Annotated in this window: 13 protein-coding genes; 10 read left to right on the top strand and 3 right to left on the bottom strand. The window is 60.5% G+C overall.

What is annotated here, in order from left to right; genetic code table 11:
* The first annotated feature begins 40 nt into the window (after positions 1–40).
* The 6 genes from WG78_RS05650 (at position 41) to ntrC (ending at position 6,072) form a co-directional block, all read left to right on the top strand.
* Positions 41–1,540 carry a sensor domain-containing diguanylate cyclase gene (locus WG78_RS05650; protein ID WP_053936819.1) on the top strand — a complete coding sequence of 500 codons (1,500 nt, stop codon included), beginning with the start codon at positions 41–43 and terminating at the stop codon, positions 1,538–1,540.
* Between the two features lie 80 nt (positions 1,541–1,620).
* A complete protein-coding gene (locus WG78_RS05645; protein ID WP_053936818.1) occupies positions 1,621–2,244 on the top strand; it encodes an HAD-IA family hydrolase in 624 nt (207 codons plus the stop codon).
* A gap of 20 nt (positions 2,245–2,264) precedes the next feature.
* Positions 2,265–2,546 (top strand): Rdx family protein, encoded by a 282-nt coding sequence (locus WG78_RS05640; RefSeq protein WP_053936817.1) that lies wholly within the window; start codon positions 2,265–2,267, stop codon positions 2,544–2,546.
* A gap of 25 nt (positions 2,547–2,571) precedes the next feature.
* A complete protein-coding gene (locus WG78_RS05635) occupies positions 2,572–3,093 on the top strand; it encodes a DUF4124 domain-containing protein (RefSeq protein WP_053936816.1) in 522 nt (173 codons plus the stop codon).
* 487 nt (positions 3,094–3,580) lie between these two features.
* Positions 3,581–4,669, top strand: a complete 1,089-nt coding sequence (gene glnL / locus WG78_RS05630; RefSeq protein WP_053937027.1) for a nitrogen regulation protein NR(II) — start codon at positions 3,581–3,583, stop codon at positions 4,667–4,669.
* Positions 4,666–6,072, top strand: coding sequence for a nitrogen regulation protein NR(I) (gene ntrC, locus WG78_RS05625; protein ID WP_053936815.1), 1,407 nt, complete (start codon positions 4,666–4,668; stop codon positions 6,070–6,072). The genes glnL and ntrC overlap by 4 nt, the downstream gene beginning before the upstream one ends.
* Before the next feature lie 184 nt (positions 6,073–6,256).
* Here ntrC and WG78_RS05620 read toward each other — a convergent pair whose 3' ends face one another.
* From WG78_RS05620 to argB, 3 genes are all read right to left on the bottom strand, one after another.
* Entirely contained in the window at positions 6,257–6,985 is a 729-nt protein-coding gene (locus WG78_RS05620) for a pyrimidine 5'-nucleotidase (protein ID WP_236691990.1), read from the bottom strand.
* Complete coding sequence (locus WG78_RS05615; RefSeq protein WP_053936814.1) at positions 6,963–7,397, bottom strand: CBS domain-containing protein; 435 nt, start codon at positions 7,395–7,397, stop codon at positions 6,963–6,965. The genes WG78_RS05620 and WG78_RS05615 overlap by 23 nt, the downstream gene beginning before the upstream one ends.
* 213 nt (positions 7,398–7,610) lie before the next feature.
* The gene (gene argB, locus WG78_RS05610) at positions 7,611–8,489 is read right to left on the bottom strand and encodes an acetylglutamate kinase (RefSeq protein WP_053937025.1); all 879 of its coding nucleotides are present in this window, start codon (positions 8,487–8,489) and stop codon (positions 7,611–7,613) included.
* A gap of 223 nt (positions 8,490–8,712) precedes the next feature.
* Between argB and WG78_RS05605 the strand changes: the two genes are divergently transcribed.
* From WG78_RS05605 to WG78_RS05590, 4 genes are all read left to right on the top strand, one after another.
* Positions 8,713–10,056 (top strand): TolC family outer membrane protein, encoded by a 1,344-nt coding sequence (locus WG78_RS05605; RefSeq protein WP_053936813.1) that lies wholly within the window; start codon positions 8,713–8,715, stop codon positions 10,054–10,056.
* Positions 10,057–10,249: 193 nt separating this feature from the next.
* Positions 10,250–10,576, top strand: coding sequence for an H-NS histone family protein (locus WG78_RS05600; protein WP_053936812.1), 327 nt, complete (start codon positions 10,250–10,252; stop codon positions 10,574–10,576).
* Positions 10,577–10,695: 119 nt separating this feature from the next.
* Complete coding sequence (locus WG78_RS05595; RefSeq protein ID WP_053936811.1) at positions 10,696–12,852, top strand: UvrD-helicase domain-containing protein; 2,157 nt, start codon at positions 10,696–10,698, stop codon at positions 12,850–12,852.
* A complete protein-coding gene (locus WG78_RS05590) occupies positions 12,849–14,516 on the top strand; it encodes a response regulator (protein ID WP_053936810.1) in 1,668 nt (555 codons plus the stop codon). Before WG78_RS05595 ends, WG78_RS05590 begins: the two co-directional genes overlap by 4 nt.
* Positions 14,517–14,567 lie beyond the last annotated feature (51 nt).

The raw sequence follows: 14,567 nt of genomic DNA, 5'->3' as shown, positions 1-14,567 counted from the left end.
GGCCGCGCCATGCATCCCTCCATTGACGGTTTGATTGCCTATGAGCTTTGCGCCCACGCGCCTGCGACATTTTCAGGTTCTGCTGCTTGCCTATGTGCTGAGCGGCTGGCTGGGGTTCGCCCTGGGCGCGCTGCATCACGATGCCGATCTGATCGCGTTATGGCTGCCTGGCGGCATCGCGCTGATCATGTTGCTGATGCTGGGCTGGTGGGGCGTGCCGGCTATCCTGATCGGCAGTCTGGCGGTGCATGTGCCTTTGATCGTGGGTCATCTGCATGCGCGCCAGGGCGCGTTGTACCTGGGCACGCTGGCGCTGATTGATCTGTTACAAGCCTGGCTGGCGATGCGCGCGTGGCGTGGGCGTGAAGCACGCCTGCACGCCCCGCTGATCCGCCGCACGCATGATCTGATCTGGTTCTGGGTGCAGGTGTGCCTGTTGCCGGTGGCGGTCACCACGCCGCTGATTGCCGCACTGCAAAGCACGATGCATCTGTTGCCCGATCAAGACCCCGACACGCTGGTGCGCCAGGTGTTAACGCTGGCGTTGGCCGGCTTTGGCGGTTTGCTGTTGGTGGCGCCATGCTATGTGGTCTGGCGCGATCGCAGCCGCTGGCCGTGGCGTAGCCTGCCGTGGCGCACGTGGTGGCCGTCTACGCTGATTTGCGTGGTGGTGCTGGCGGCGTTCTGGTTCTATCCGCCGGGCCTGACGCTGGTGTTGCCGCTATTGCTGGCCAAAACCATCCACTATCGCTGGCCCGGTATGGCAGTGTCGGTATTGCTGGTGGGCTTGGCCTGCTGGGTGGGCACGGTATTGGGCTTTGGCCCGTTTGTGGACACCAGCGCGCATCTGGCCTTCGTTAATCTGCAGTTATTTTTGTTTTCGACCGCAGTGATGCTGCAATACCTGGCGCTGGCGCATGAGATGTTGCTGCGTCAGCACTGGCAAATGGAAGCCGAAGTCAAACAGCGCACCGAGGCGCTGGCTAGCGCCAACGCGCGGCTGGAAGAACTGGCCACCACCGACGAGTTGACCGGCGTGCCCAACCGGCGCGAATGGCAACGCCGTTGCGCGCATGCCGTGATGCTGGCGCGGCGACATCAGCAACCGATGGCGGTGTTGCTGCTGGATCTGGATCACTTCAAGCAAGTCAACGACACCTACGGCCATCTGATCGGCGACCTGACCTTGCGCACGGTCTCGCGCGCCTGCCAGGAAAGCCTGCGCGGCAGCGATAGCTTCGGCCGTTGGGGTGGCGAAGAATTTGTGGCGCTGCTGCCCGACACGCCGCTGGAAGACGCGCAGCAAGTGGCCGAAAAACTGCGCCACGCCGTCAGCGCCGCGCAGATCAAACTGGATAACGCACCGGTGCCCAGTATGGCGGTGACGGTCAGCATTGGCGTGGCGCGGCTGCATGCGTCGGATGCCGACCTCGATACGCTGCTAACGCGCGCCGATCACGCCTTGTACTTTGCCAAGCAAACCGGGCGAAATCGCGTGGTGCTCGAAACTGAATTGCCCGCCGACGGACCAAGGCTGTAGCCATTCGCCCCGCGGCGCGATGTTCCGATCGCGCGTCGCGCCGCTACAATGGCATTCCTCCCCCACCCAAGGTGCCAAGCATGAGTCTGCGCGCAGTGGTTTTTGATTTTGGCGGTGTGTTGTTCGACTGGAACCCCGAATATCTTTATCGCGATCTGATCCCCGATGCCACCGAGCGCGCCTGGTTTCTGGAGCACGTGTGCAACGGCGCGTGGAATCTGCAACAAGATGCGGGCCGCACGCTGGCCGACGCCACCGCCGCCAAAATCGCCGAGTTTCCTGATCACGCCGAGCTGATCCGCGCGTTTTATGATCAGTGGGCTGTGATGCTCAATGGCACGCTCAAAGACGGCGTCAAACTGATGGAACACCTCGAAGCCGCACAAATTCCGCTGTACGGGTTAACCAATTGGTCTGCTGAGACGTTTCCGTATGCGTGGGACAATTACCCGCTGCTGCATCGCTTTAAAGATATCGTGGTCTCGGGCCGCATCCGGCAGATCAAACCGGACGCAGGCATCTATCACGAAATGTTCCGCCGCATTGCGCGCGACATCCCCGATCTGCAGCCGCAGCAACTGGCGTTTATCGACGACGTAAAACACAACGCCGAGGCCGCGACGGCCCTGGGCTGGCATGGCATCCACCACACCAGCGCCGCCCGCACCGAACAACAACTGCGCGCTCTCGGGCTGCAGTTTTAAGCCACAAGGACCAGCACGTCATGACCGATCACCGGGTCAGCATCCGTTATTGCACGCAATGCAACTGGCTGTTGCGCAGCGCCTGGCTGGCGCAAGAGTTGTTAAGCACGTTTAGCGACGAGCTGGGCGAAGTGGCCTTGCAACCGGGCACGGGCGGCGTCTTTGTCGTGCACTGTAACGACACGCTGATCTGGGATCGCAAGATCGAGGGGCGTTTTCCGGAAGCCAAGGAGCTGAAGCAGCGCGTGCGTGATCTTGTCGCGCCAGATCGGCCACTCGGTCATAGCGACCGGCCCGCGTAAGCCAGGCTGTGATAAGGTGCCGCCCATGCTGAAGTCATCGCCCTTTTCTTTCTGTTTTGATCGCCGCGCGCTACTTGGCGCCCTTGGCGCGTGCGCCGCGTTGCTGACTGCCAGCGCGTGGGCCGACATCTACAAGTACACCGACGACGAAGGCCGCGTCACCTTTTCGAATATCCCCATGCGCGGGGCCACCAAGGTGTATTCAGAAGCGGTGCCGATGGGTGGCCGCCCGCATACCGGCGGCGGTAAAGGGGCCAACGTGCAGCGCGTTAACGCGCCCAGCCCGGCGGATTTCCCCAAGGTGGACAGCAGCACGCAGCGCTCGCGCGACAGCAATCGCCGCAAGATTCTGGAAGACGAACTGGCCACCGAAAAACAGTCGCTGGCCGATGCGCGCAAAGCGCTGTCGGACGCGCAAGCCGCCCCCGGCGACGCCCAGCTGAACCCCGGTAAATACAACGACCGCATCATGCGCCTGCGCGACAACGCCACCGTGCACGAAAAAAACGTCGACGCCCTCACCTCCGAACTCGCTAAAAGCAAATAACCACCGCCGCGTGCAGAATCCGCCGTAGGGTGCGTTACCCCCCGGGGGGCAACGCACATTTCGGTTATGCCAAGGACGGTAATGGCCCCGTATGGGGCCGGGGGCCATCGGCCCCTTTTACACGCCTGCACGCTTTGCACGCCGGGTGGCCCCCAAAGGGGCCCGGGGCCGTCGGCCCCAAAATGTGCGTTGCCCCCGCAAGCGAGGACAAGCCCCGTTGGGTAACGCACCCTACCCCATTCTTCTCATCGATCTTTGCGGTTTTTCCGATTGCGTGTTTGACCCAAGTCAGGGCGTCGCACCGTTTCATTGCCCACAATGCACGCTATTGGTGCACTATCAGACTGGCGTCGCACCAGCCCATGCGCCTGGCATTGCTGGCCCGGTAATTGCTTGGTAACGCCACGTACGGCCACCACGGCTGTGCCTTACCGGGCGCAGACCGCGCTGAGCTTTGATCCATCTTCTGTTCAAGCAGACCGCACACATGACTCCGACACCAAGCGCTTTCGCCGGCCTGGACTTTCTCGATGCAGCCGTACTGGCCACCCACGATGATGGCTCGCTGGTCTACTTCAACCCGATCGCCGCCGATTTGCTCGGGCTGCGCGATGACTTTATCGGTGCGCCGCTCACGCAATGCCTGGGCCCGGACAACGCCGTCGTCACCGCGCTGGAAAACGCGGGCCGCGGCAATATCACGCTGACCGAACACGAAATCCTGCTGCACAGCACGCACGGCGAAGTCTATGTGTCGCTGACTGCCAGCCCCATCGATGGCCCGGCTGGCTCGGCGATTGCCGAAATCCGCCAGATCGACCAGCAACGCAAAATCGCCAACGAAGAGCGCCTGCAAGCACAGCAACAAGCCAACCGCGAGCTGATCCGCAACCTGGCGCACGAAATCAAGAATCCATTGGGTGGCATCCGCGGTGCGGCGCAATTGCTGTCGCGTGAACTGCATGACGCCCATCTCAAGGAATACACGCAGGTCATCATCGAAGAATCGCAACGGCTGCAAAGCCTGCTCGACCGCCTGCTGACGCCGCACCGCCTGCCGCAACTGGGCGAACTGAGCATTCACGAAGTGCTGGAACGCGTGCGCAGCCTGATGTTGGCCGAAACGCCCAATGGCCTGGCCGTCAAACGCGATTACGACACCAGCCTGCCCAACCTGATTGGTGACCGCGAACAGCTGATCCAGGCCGTGCTTAACATCATGCGCAATGCCATCCAGGCGATGGCGGGCGTGGGCGAGATCATGTTGCGCACGCGAGTGGCGCGGCAAGTAACGCTTAACCGCCAACGCTATCCGATTGCGGTGCAGATCCAGATTATCGATAACGGGCCAGGCATCCCCGAGCATCTTAAAGACACGCTGTTCTACCCGCTGGTATCGGGCCGCCCCGGTGGCACCGGCATCGGGCTGCATCTGGCACACACCTTTATCAGTCAGCACCACGGCACCATCGATTTTGACAGCCGCCCTGGCTACACCTGCTTCAACCTGTTGTTGCCGCTGAATGGCTGGCAAAACGAAACCGCACTCACAACTAAAGCAACGGAGCATCCATGAGCACCGTCTGGGTCATCGACGACGACCGTTCCATCCGCTGGGTTTTTGAAAAAGCACTGGCGCGTGAAGGCATTGCGTTTGCCACATTTTCTTCCGCCACCGAAGCACTGGCCCGTTTGGGCCGCGAAGTGCCCGAAGCCATCGTGTGCGATATCCGCATGCCGGGCGAATCGGGGCTGACCTTTCTTGAACTGGTCAAAAAAGATTATCCGGGCCTGCCCGTCATCATCATGACCGCGCATTCCGACCTGGAAAGCGCCGTATCGGCCTTCCAGGGCGGCGCGTTTGAATACCTGCCCAAGCCGTTTGATATCGACCAGGCCACCGGCCTGATCCAGCGCGCGCTGCAAGAAGGCGAGCGCCAGGCCATCGGCGAAGAAGCGCCCGTCACCAACCCGGACATCCTGGGCCAGGCCCCGGCGATGCAGGACGTGTTCCGCGCGATTGGCCGTCTGAGCCAATCCGCCGCCACGGTGTTGATTACTGGCGAATCGGGCTCGGGCAAAGAACTGGTGGCGCGCGCCCTGCATCGCCACAGCCCGCGCGCGGCCAAGCCGTTTATTGCCATCAACACCGCCGCTATCCCCAAAGATCTGCTCGAATCCGAATTGTTCGGCCATGAGCGCGGTTCGTTTACCGGCGCGGAAGCGCGTCGCCAGGGCCGCTTTGAACAAGCCGAAAACGGCACGCTGTTTCTCGATGAAATCGGCGATATGCCGTCCGAACTGCAAACGCGGTTGTTGCGCGTGTTGTCAGATGGTTTCTTTTACCGCGTGGGCGGCCAGGCACCGATCAAAGCCAATGTGCGCGTGATTGCCGCCACCCACCAGCATCTTGAAGAGCGCGTAAAACAAGGCGCATTTCGCGAAGACTTGTTTCACCGCCTTAACGTAATTCGCCTGCGCCTGCCAGCGCTGCGCGAACGCCGCCAGGACGTTCCCCTCCTGGCGAGGCACTTCCTGGCCCGCTCAGCCGCAGAACTGGGTGTGGAACCGAAGCGCCTGTCTGAAGACGCCATGACGGCGCTCAGTAACTTCAGTTTTCCCGGCAACGTGCGTCAGCTGGAAAACCTGTGTCACTGGATCACCGTCATGGCGCCAGGCGCTACCGTCGGCGCCGCCGACCTGCCGCCTGAAATCAGCGAAATTACTACCGATGGCGAAACCGGCACCGTCGTTAGTGGTGACTGGCGCGCTGCATTGGCCGCCGACATCGGCAGCCGCCTGGCCAAGGGCGAAAACCGCGTGCTGGACCAGATCATGCCGGCGTTTGAACGTACGGTGATCGAACGCGCGCTGGCGCATACCGGCGGCAAGCGCATTGAAGCGGCGGAGTTGTTGGGTTGGGGGCGCAATACCCTGACCCGCAAGATCCAGGAGTTGGGGATGGATAACGAGGTTTGACCTCCCTCCATCAACCGGGCATGTAGGGTGCGTTACCCCCCGTTTTTTGGGGGGCAACGCACATTTCGGTTATGCCATGGATGGTGGATGGCCCCGGATGGGGCCGGGGCCTTTGGCCCCAAACTGTGCGTTGCCCCCAAAAAACGGGGGTAACGCACCCTACGCCGCCCGGTCCCAATCCGGGTCAGCGGTTACGCCAAACGGTGGCGACGCCCTTCAACTCGCGCACGCCCACATCCACCGCGCCGTGCCCGTGCCAGCCCGGTCGCAGCCATACCGTCCGCATCCCTAGCTTGCGCGCGGTTTCCAGATTAGCCAGCGAATCCTCCACCATCACGCAGCGGCGCGGGTTCAGCCGGAAGCGCTTTAGCAAGCGCAAAAATGCCTGGGTCTGCGGCTTCGGGATATAGCCGCCATCATCAATGCCGTGGATCGCCTCGAAATACCGCGCGATGCCCAGCGCCTCGGCCAGCGCCGCGCCGTAGTGATGCGGCCCGTTTGTAAACAGGATTTTGCGGCCCGGCAGGCGCGCCAGCGTGCGCTGCAATCCGCGCATGGGGTAAACGTGTGCGGTCAGTTCGGCCAGTGGATGCGTGGCGTGCAGAAAATCCTGCGGCCGGATGTGCGGATGGTGGCGGATCAGCCCGCTGAGCGTCGCGCCGTAGCGGTCCCAATAATCCATGCACAAGGCCTTGGCCGCAGCGGCGTCCAGCCCCAGCGCCTGCGCCACATGCGCCGCCATCGCGGCATCAATCACCGGAAAGGCATGGCGGCTGGCGTTATGCAGCGTGTTGTCCAGATCAAATAACCAGACCGGCTGCCGCAACGCGTGTTGCGCGCCGGTCTGCGCATGCCGCGTGCGCCAGTAACGCGTACGGCGGCGGCGGGGTTTATCCGTGGATGTAATGTTCAAGTTGCTCAATGGTGCTGGCCTGGTCGGCGATTTTTTCGCGCACCAGATCGCCAATGGAAAGAACGCCCAGTACCTGGCCGCCCTCTTCGATGACCGGCAAATGGCGGATGCGCTTGTCCGTCATCACGCCCATGCATTGGTCGAGCGAGGTTTCGGGCGTCACGTAGATAATCTTGCGCGTCATGATATCTGCCACCGGCGTGCCCGCGGACGTCTTGCCCATCAGCACCACCTTGCGCGCGTAATCACGCTCGGAAAAGATGCCAGCGATGCCGTCATCGTCGATGACCAGCACCGCACCGATATTTTTGTCGGCCAGCAATTGCAGCGCCTGATACACCGTGGCACCGGGGCTGACCGAAATCACCCCGTCGATCGATTTGTCACCCAGCAGTTGGCGAGCGGTTTTCATGGTTGTGCCTCCTCTTGATGCAAGCGCCCGCAAGCGCGGGCAGCTTTCAATCTAGCTGGTCTCAAAGAGGTTGCAACCACGGCCCGTACAACAGAAACAATCGCCGCCGCATAGGATGGGTCAAGACCCACCGCTCAAAGCCAAGTACTGCATCACCGCAGCCCGCTACGCGACACCGCAGCATGGCGATATCACCGCCGCACAACGCCGCGCTCAATGCGCGCGGATCATCGTCCCCACGCCCTGGCTCGTAAGAACCTCCAGCAGCAGCGCATGCTTCACCCGCCCATCAATAATATGCACCGAGTTCGCACCGTTCTTCGCCGCATCCAGCGCCGACGAAATCTTCGGCAGCATGCCGCCCGAAATCGTGCCATCGGCAAACAGCTCATCAATACGCGCGGCCGTCAGCCCGGTCAGCAGATTGCCTTCCTTATCCAGCACGCCCGGGGTATTGGTCATCAGGATCAGCTTTTCGGCATGCAGCACTTCAGCCAGCTTGCCCGCCACCAGATCGGCATTGATGTTGTAGCTTTCGCCTTCGCGATCCACGCCAATCGGCGCAATTACCGGAATAAAGTCGTGCGCATCCAGATGCGCGACGATGGACGGATCGATGCTTTCAATCTCACCCACCTGGCCGATATCGATCAATTCGTCGTCGTTGGCGCCCTTCAGATACATCTTGCGCGCCTTGATAAAGTGACCATCCTGGCCCGTCAGGCCAACCGCCTTGCCGCCGTGCTTGTTGATCAGCGACACGATCTCTTTATTGACGTGGCCGCCCAGCACCATCTCCACCACGTCCATGGTTTCAGCGTCCGTCACGCGCATGCCCTGGATGAACTCGCCTTTCTTGCCGATACGGTCCAGCAATTCATTGATTTGCGGGCCGCCGCCATGCACGATCACCGGGTTCATGCCCACCAGCTTCAGCAACACCACATCACTGGCAAAGCCTTCTTTCAGCTCTTCGTCGATCATGGCGTTGCCGCCGTATTTGATCACGATGGTTTTATCAAAAAAGCGCTGGATGTACGGCAGCGCCTCGGACAACACCTCGGCTTTTTGCTGCGCGGAAATTTCGGTCATGGCGGTTTTCACACGGTAAGGAGCGGAATGCGCGAATTGTACCAGCGTTAATGCCTAACTCCATTACAGCGCATAGCCAACGCCGATGCTGGCGTGCGTGGCAGCCGCTGGCTTTGCTTGCGCCGCATCGCACAAAACAATCATTATTCGCGTCAACGACTTGAGGGCGTGGTCAGTTACATCTGTCACGCTCGCCCACCCCGGTCAGGAAGAACAATTAAATATGCGCCGTTTACTACTTGCCTCTGCGCTGCTGTGCAGCGCGCCTTGGGCCTTTGCCACCGACTTGATGGACGCGTTTCGCGCCGCCGCCGCGCATGACGCCACCTATTCCGCCGCGCGCTATGCCTTGTCGGCCGGCGAAGAAAAAAACGAGCAAGCGCGCGCGCTGTGGCTGCCGCGCCTGGACCTCGCCGCCAACAGCAATTACGAAATGAGCAATTACAAGGCAGGCAATCCCACAGACAGCGACCCCAGCAGCAACCGGCATGGCGCCACCTATGGCTATTCGGTGACCGCCACCCAACCGGTATATGACGTCAGTGTCAGCGCCGGCAGCACGCAATTGCAGAAAGAAGCCGCGCAAGCGCAGGTGCAATGGCGCCAGGCACAGCAAGATCTGGTGTTGCGCGTGGCCCAGGCTTATTTTGATGTGCTGGCCGCGCAGCAAAAGATCACGCTGGCCGAAGCGCAAAAACAAGCGGTGTCCGAGCAATTGGCGCAGGCCAAAAAGATGTTCGAGGTGGGCACCGCCACCATTACCGACACCAATGACGCGCAAGCGCGCTATGACGCCATCGTTGCCAGCGAAATCGCCGCGCAAAACGATCTCGACAGCAAACGCAATGTATTTGCATTGCTGACCGCGCTGGACGCCAACGCGCTGGCCACGCCCTCGCCCAACCAGACGCCCACGCCGCCCGATCCGCCACGCGTCTCCGACTGGCTGAGCATGTCGGTGCAGCACAACGCCAATATCGAACAGCAAGCGTTGGCCGTGGATATCGCCACCGCCGAAATCGATAAATATCGCTGGCAAACCGCCCCCACCGTCAGCGTGGTCGGCAGTTACGGCGATCGTTGGGATCGCTCGGGCATTTCCAAATCCACCGGCATCGATACCACCACCGGCGGTTCGATTGGTCTGCAATTGTCGGTTCCGCTTTACACCGGTGGTAATCGCAGTTCGCAATATCGCGCCGCCATTGCCACGCGCGAACAACAACGTGATTTGCTCGAAGCTGCGCGCCGCACCGCCAACCAACAAGTGACCACCGCATTTCTGGGCGTGCAAAGCGGCGCGGCGCAAATCCAGTCGCTGAACCAGGCCGTTAAAAGCAGCGCCAGTTCGCTGGAATCCACGCGCGTGGGCCGCCAGGTGGGCGTACGCACCACGGTGGATGTGCTGAACGCCGAGCAAACTTATTTTCAGGCGCGATATGACCTGGAAGTCGCACGTTATCAATATTTGTTGTCAAGATTACAATTGGCCGCTGCCGCCGGGACGCTTGATTTTCCAGAACTGGAGACGGTAAACCGTTGGCTGATTCAGGATAAAAATAATTAATCTCTAATTAACGCAGATATAACAGACTCTATTTCCATTGTTGATACATCCATTAATTGGTGCGCGATGTTATGGCTTGAATTGTTAAAACCCCGCACGCATAATCAGTTAATGGCCGCCGCGTTATGGCGCCCGCAGTGCAACCCGTCCCTCACTTAAAACGGTCGCTTTATACGCCTCAAGGAGAAAACCAATGGAATTAACCGGTCTGTCGCTGCCCAAACTGTATCAACTGCAAAAAGATCTGGAACGCGAAATCGTTTCGCGCAAAGAATCCGACAAGGTTTCGTTGCTGAATGAACTGCAACAACTGGCCGCCGCGAAAGGTTTTTCGCTGAATGAAGTGCTGGGTCTGGATAGCGGCCGTAAAGGCAAAGTCAAAGCCACTACGTCGACCTCCAAAGCGCAATTCCGCAATCCCAATGATGCCACCCAGACCTGGTCTGGCCGCGGCCGCAAACCGCAATGGGCGATCGACTGGCTGTCCACGGGCAAATCGCTGGAAGATCTGCGCGTTTAAGCCGCACGCACCGGCCCGCCACCCAAAGCCGGTATAGGGATATCGATCAAAGGCAGCCAACGGGCTGCCTTATTCTTTTGTGCAGTACAATCACCGTCTGTTTCTTCTGGTTACCCCGTATGCCGCATCCGCTTACCGAATCGCTGAATCCCGAACAACGCGCCGCCGTTGAACTACCGCCCGAGCACGCGCTGATTCTGGCCGGAGCTGGCAGTGGCAAAACGCGGGTACTAACCACGCGCATTGCGTGGCTGTTATCCACCGGCCAGATCAGCCCGGCGGGCCTGCTGGCGGTGACGTTTACCAACAAAGCCGCGCGCGAAATGCTGGCACGCATTACCAGCATGCTGCCGCTTAACCCGCGCGGCCTGTGGGTGGGCACGTTTCACGGCCTGTGTAACCGCATGCTGCGTTTGCATCACCGGGATGCCGGACTGCCGCCGTCGTTTGCCATTCTGGATAGCGCCGACCAACTGGCTGCCATCAAACGCGCCATGAAAACGCTCAATGTGGATGAAGAACGTTTTCCGGCGCGCGCCACCTCGCATTACATCAATGGCAACAAAGAAAAAGGCCTGCGCGCCGCCGATGCCGAAGCATGGGACGATTATTCGCGCGTGCAACGCCAGGTGTATACCGAATACGAACAGCAATGCCGCCGTGAAGGCGTGGTGGATTTCGCCGAATTATTGTTAGCCAGTTACGAACTATTGCTGCGTAACACGGCATTACGCGAACATTATTGCAGTCGCTTCAAGCACATTCTGGTGGATGAATTCCAGGATACCAATGCATTGCAATATGCCTGGCTTAAATTACTGGCAGGCGAAGGCAATGCCTTGTTTGCCGTTGGCGATGATGATCAATCGATTTATGCATTCCGCGGCGCACGCGTGGGCAATATGATCGATTTCCAGAAAGATTTTGCGGTTAAACACGTAATCCGGCTGGAACAGAATTACCGCTCGCACGGCAACATTCTGGCCGCCGCCAATGCAGTCATCGAACACAATACCGATCGCCTGGGCAAACAATTGTGGACCTCGGAAGATCAGGGCGAGCCGCTGCGCATTTACGAAGCCGCCACCGATACCGAAGAAGCCGGCTTTGTGGTGGATGAAATCAGCACGCAACATCGCGAAGGCGTATCGCTGGATGAAATTGCAATTCTGTATCGCTCCAACGCGCAATCGCGCGTGATTGAACATGCGCTGGTGGCGGCAGGATTGCCGTATCGCGTGTATGGCGGTTTGCGCTTTTACGAGCGCCAGGAAATCAAACACGCGCTGGCTTATCTGCGCCTGGTCGCCAACGAAAACGACGATAACGCGCTGCTGCGCATTATCAATTTTCCGGCGCGTGGTATTGGCAACCGCACCATCGAAACGCTGACCGACACCGCGCGCCTGGGCGGCATGAGCCTGTGGCAAGCCGCCTGCAACAGCGGCAGTGGCCGCAGCGCCGCCGCCGTCGGCCGCTTTGTGCAGATGGTCGACGCCATGCGCCAGCAAGCGCAAGGCCTGGCAATGCCGGAACTGGTCAGCATGGTGTTAACGCTATCCGGCCTGCTGGAGCACTACCGTAATGACAAGGATGGCGAGGAACGCGTTGCCAACCTGGACGAACTGGTCAACGCCGCCGCGGCGTTTGTCAGCGAAGATGAAAACGATCTGATCACCTTTCTGGCCAATGCCTCGCTGGAAGGCGGCGAGCACGAAGCCCAACCGGGCCAGCAAGCGGTGCAGCTGATGACCATCCATGCCGCCAAAGGGCTGGAATTTCATACCGTATTTCTATCCGGCATTGAAGAAGGGCTGTTTCCGCACGATAACAGTTTGTCAGACCCGCTCGGGCTGCAGGAAGAACGCCGCTTGATGTATGTGGCGCTGACGCGGGCGCGCCGTCGCTTGTATCTGTCGCTGTCGCAAAGCCGCATGTTGCATGGCCAGTGGCGTTATGCCCCGGCCAGCCGTTTTCTGAATGAGATTCCGGCCGGGCTTTGCAAATACCTTAACCGCGGTTACGCGCCCGACAGTTTTGGCAGCAGCGCCTCGGCGCCCGCGCCCAGCCCGCGCAGCATGCCCGCCAACACCCGCGCCAATGCGCCTGCCCACGGCCTGAACATCGGCATGAACGTGCGCCATCCCAAGTTCGGTTTGGGTGTGGTGGTGGACCATGAAGGCGGCGCCAATGGCAACGTGCAGGTCAATTTTGCGGAACATGGTCTGAAATGGCTGGCCGTGGCCTACGCCAAACTGGAGCCCGTTAACGGATGAACGACGCAGTAGAGATTCCCAGCCTGGTGGGCGCGCGTGCGCTGGTCATCGATCGCGCCAATGAGATGCGCGCGGCACTGGGCACCGGGCTGGCCGAATTCGGCGTCGAGACCATTGATTACGTAGGCAAACCGGCCGACGCGCTGGCCCGCATCAACGCGCACGCCTATGACGTGGTGCTGTGCGAATACGATCTGGGCCAGGGGTTTGACGGCCTGCATCTGTTTGAAAGCTGCCAGCAACACCAACTGCTCAAGCCCTCCTGCATTTTTATGATGATCACCGGTGAACGCCGGCTGGCGCAGGTGATGGGCGCGGTAGAGCTGGTGCCCGATGGCTATCTGCTCAAGCCGTTCTCGGGCGCGGAATTTGCCAACCGGCTGGCGCGTGCGCTCAAGCGCAAGGGCGGCTTTCGCCGTATCGATGCGGCCGTGCGCAGCGGTGACTATCAGGGCGCTATTGCCGCCTGTGATCGCGAAATCCATCTGCGCCCGCTGGAAGCGCCCGAATTCCAGCGTATGAAAGGCCATCTGCAATTGATGATTGCCGAATATGCCGCCGCCGAAACCACCTACCGCCAGGCCATGTCGCAACGGCAAGCGCCGTGGGCGCAAATGGGCTTGGGCCGCGCCTTGTTTGGTTTGAAGGATTATTCGAGCGCGCGCACCTGTTTTGAAGCGGTCAGCTCGCAATATGAATTGATGATCCAGGCCTATGACTGGCTGGCGCGCACGCAAAACGCCCAAGGCGACCCCAAGGGCGCGCAAAGCACGCTGGGCCGCGCCTTGCAACGTTCGCCGCTGGTAGCGCAACGGCAGCGCGCCATGGGCCGTCTGGCCGAGCGCAATGGCGAACTGCAGCAAGCGGAAGGTGCGCTCACGCAAGCGCTGGAGTTGTCGCGCGGTTCGTTCTGGCGCGAGCCCGCCATTTACGGCGAGCTGGGTCGTGTGCAAGTGGCGCGCAGCGATGTGGGCGCGGCACGCCGCACCATGCAGCGTTTGCGCACCGACTTCAAAGGCGATACCTCGGCTGAGGTGATCGGCCAACTGGTCGAAGCGGCGGTACTGGAAGCGCTGGATGACCACAAGCGCAGCGAGCAGATGTTCCGCGCCGCGTGCGAACAACTGGATGCGCTGGAAGACGTACCCGCGAATGTGCTGCTGGAAGCGTCGCGCCATGCTTATGCGCGCCAGCAAAAAGAACGCGGGGAGCATTTTGCCCGCGCGGCGCTACGCAGTGCCCACGACGACGCCGAATTGCTGGCCAGCGTGGAAGGTTTGTATCTGGCGCAAGGCGATGCCGAAACGGGCCGCCGTCTGATCGAAAACGCCACGCGCGATATCGCTGACATCAACAATCTGGCCATCGACGCCGCCAAAGCGGGTGATTTGCAACGCGCCGCGGAGCACTTCATTACCGGGCTGGCGGCGGTTAAAGGCAACGTGCAAGTGTTGTTGAACGCGGCCAATACGCTGCTGACGTGCGTCAATCAGGAGGGCTGGAACGAACGCTATATGACGCTGGTCAACCAGTATCTACAGCGTGTGCGCCGGCTGGATCCGGCCAACGGCAAGGCCCGGCAGCTGAACGAGGCGTTCCGCCGCACCCAGTTCCGCTATGGTATCGACGCCGAAACCGGCCGCAAGACCGGTTCGATTTCATGACTATGTTTAAAGGGTTGCACTGCATAAAAGGCAGTAGGTGACTTGCGGCGC

It is taken from the genome of Amantichitinum ursilacus (genome assembly GCF_001294205.1).
In the GTDB taxonomy this organism is placed as follows: domain Bacteria; phylum Pseudomonadota; class Gammaproteobacteria; order Burkholderiales; family Chitinibacteraceae; genus Amantichitinum; species Amantichitinum ursilacus.
Note: the sequence above shows the minus strand (reverse complement) of the source record. Positions and strands in the feature narration are given on the sequence as shown.

Excerpts from the sequence above, each read along its gene's own strand:
- WG78_RS05650 (WP_053936819.1), top strand. The coding sequence starts at position 41 with ATGAGCTTTGCGCCCACGCGCCTGCGACATTTTCAGGTTCTGCTGCTT.
- WG78_RS05645 (WP_053936818.1), top strand. The coding sequence starts at position 1,621 with ATGAGTCTGCGCGCAGTGGTTTTTGATTTTGGCGGTGTGTTGTTCGAC.
- WG78_RS05640 (WP_053936817.1), top strand. The coding sequence starts at position 2,265 with ATGACCGATCACCGGGTCAGCATCCGTTATTGCACGCAATGCAACTGG.
- WG78_RS05635 (WP_053936816.1), top strand. The coding sequence starts at position 2,572 with ATGCTGAAGTCATCGCCCTTTTCTTTCTGTTTTGATCGCCGCGCGCTA.
- glnL (WP_053937027.1), top strand. The coding sequence starts at position 3,581 with ATGACTCCGACACCAAGCGCTTTCGCCGGCCTGGACTTTCTCGATGCA.
- ntrC (WP_053936815.1), top strand. The coding sequence starts at position 4,666 with ATGAGCACCGTCTGGGTCATCGACGACGACCGTTCCATCCGCTGGGTT.
- WG78_RS05615 (WP_053936814.1), bottom strand. The coding sequence starts at position 7,397 with ATGAAAACCGCTCGCCAACTGCTGGGTGACAAATCGATCGACGGGGTG.
- argB (WP_053937025.1), bottom strand. The coding sequence starts at position 8,489 with ATGACCGAAATTTCCGCGCAGCAAAAAGCCGAGGTGTTGTCCGAGGCG.
- WG78_RS05605 (WP_053936813.1), top strand. The coding sequence starts at position 8,713 with ATGCGCCGTTTACTACTTGCCTCTGCGCTGCTGTGCAGCGCGCCTTGG.
- WG78_RS05600 (WP_053936812.1), top strand. The coding sequence starts at position 10,250 with ATGGAATTAACCGGTCTGTCGCTGCCCAAACTGTATCAACTGCAAAAA.
- WG78_RS05595 (WP_053936811.1), top strand. The coding sequence starts at position 10,696 with ATGCCGCATCCGCTTACCGAATCGCTGAATCCCGAACAACGCGCCGCC.
- WG78_RS05590 (WP_053936810.1), top strand. The coding sequence starts at position 12,849 with ATGAACGACGCAGTAGAGATTCCCAGCCTGGTGGGCGCGCGTGCGCTG.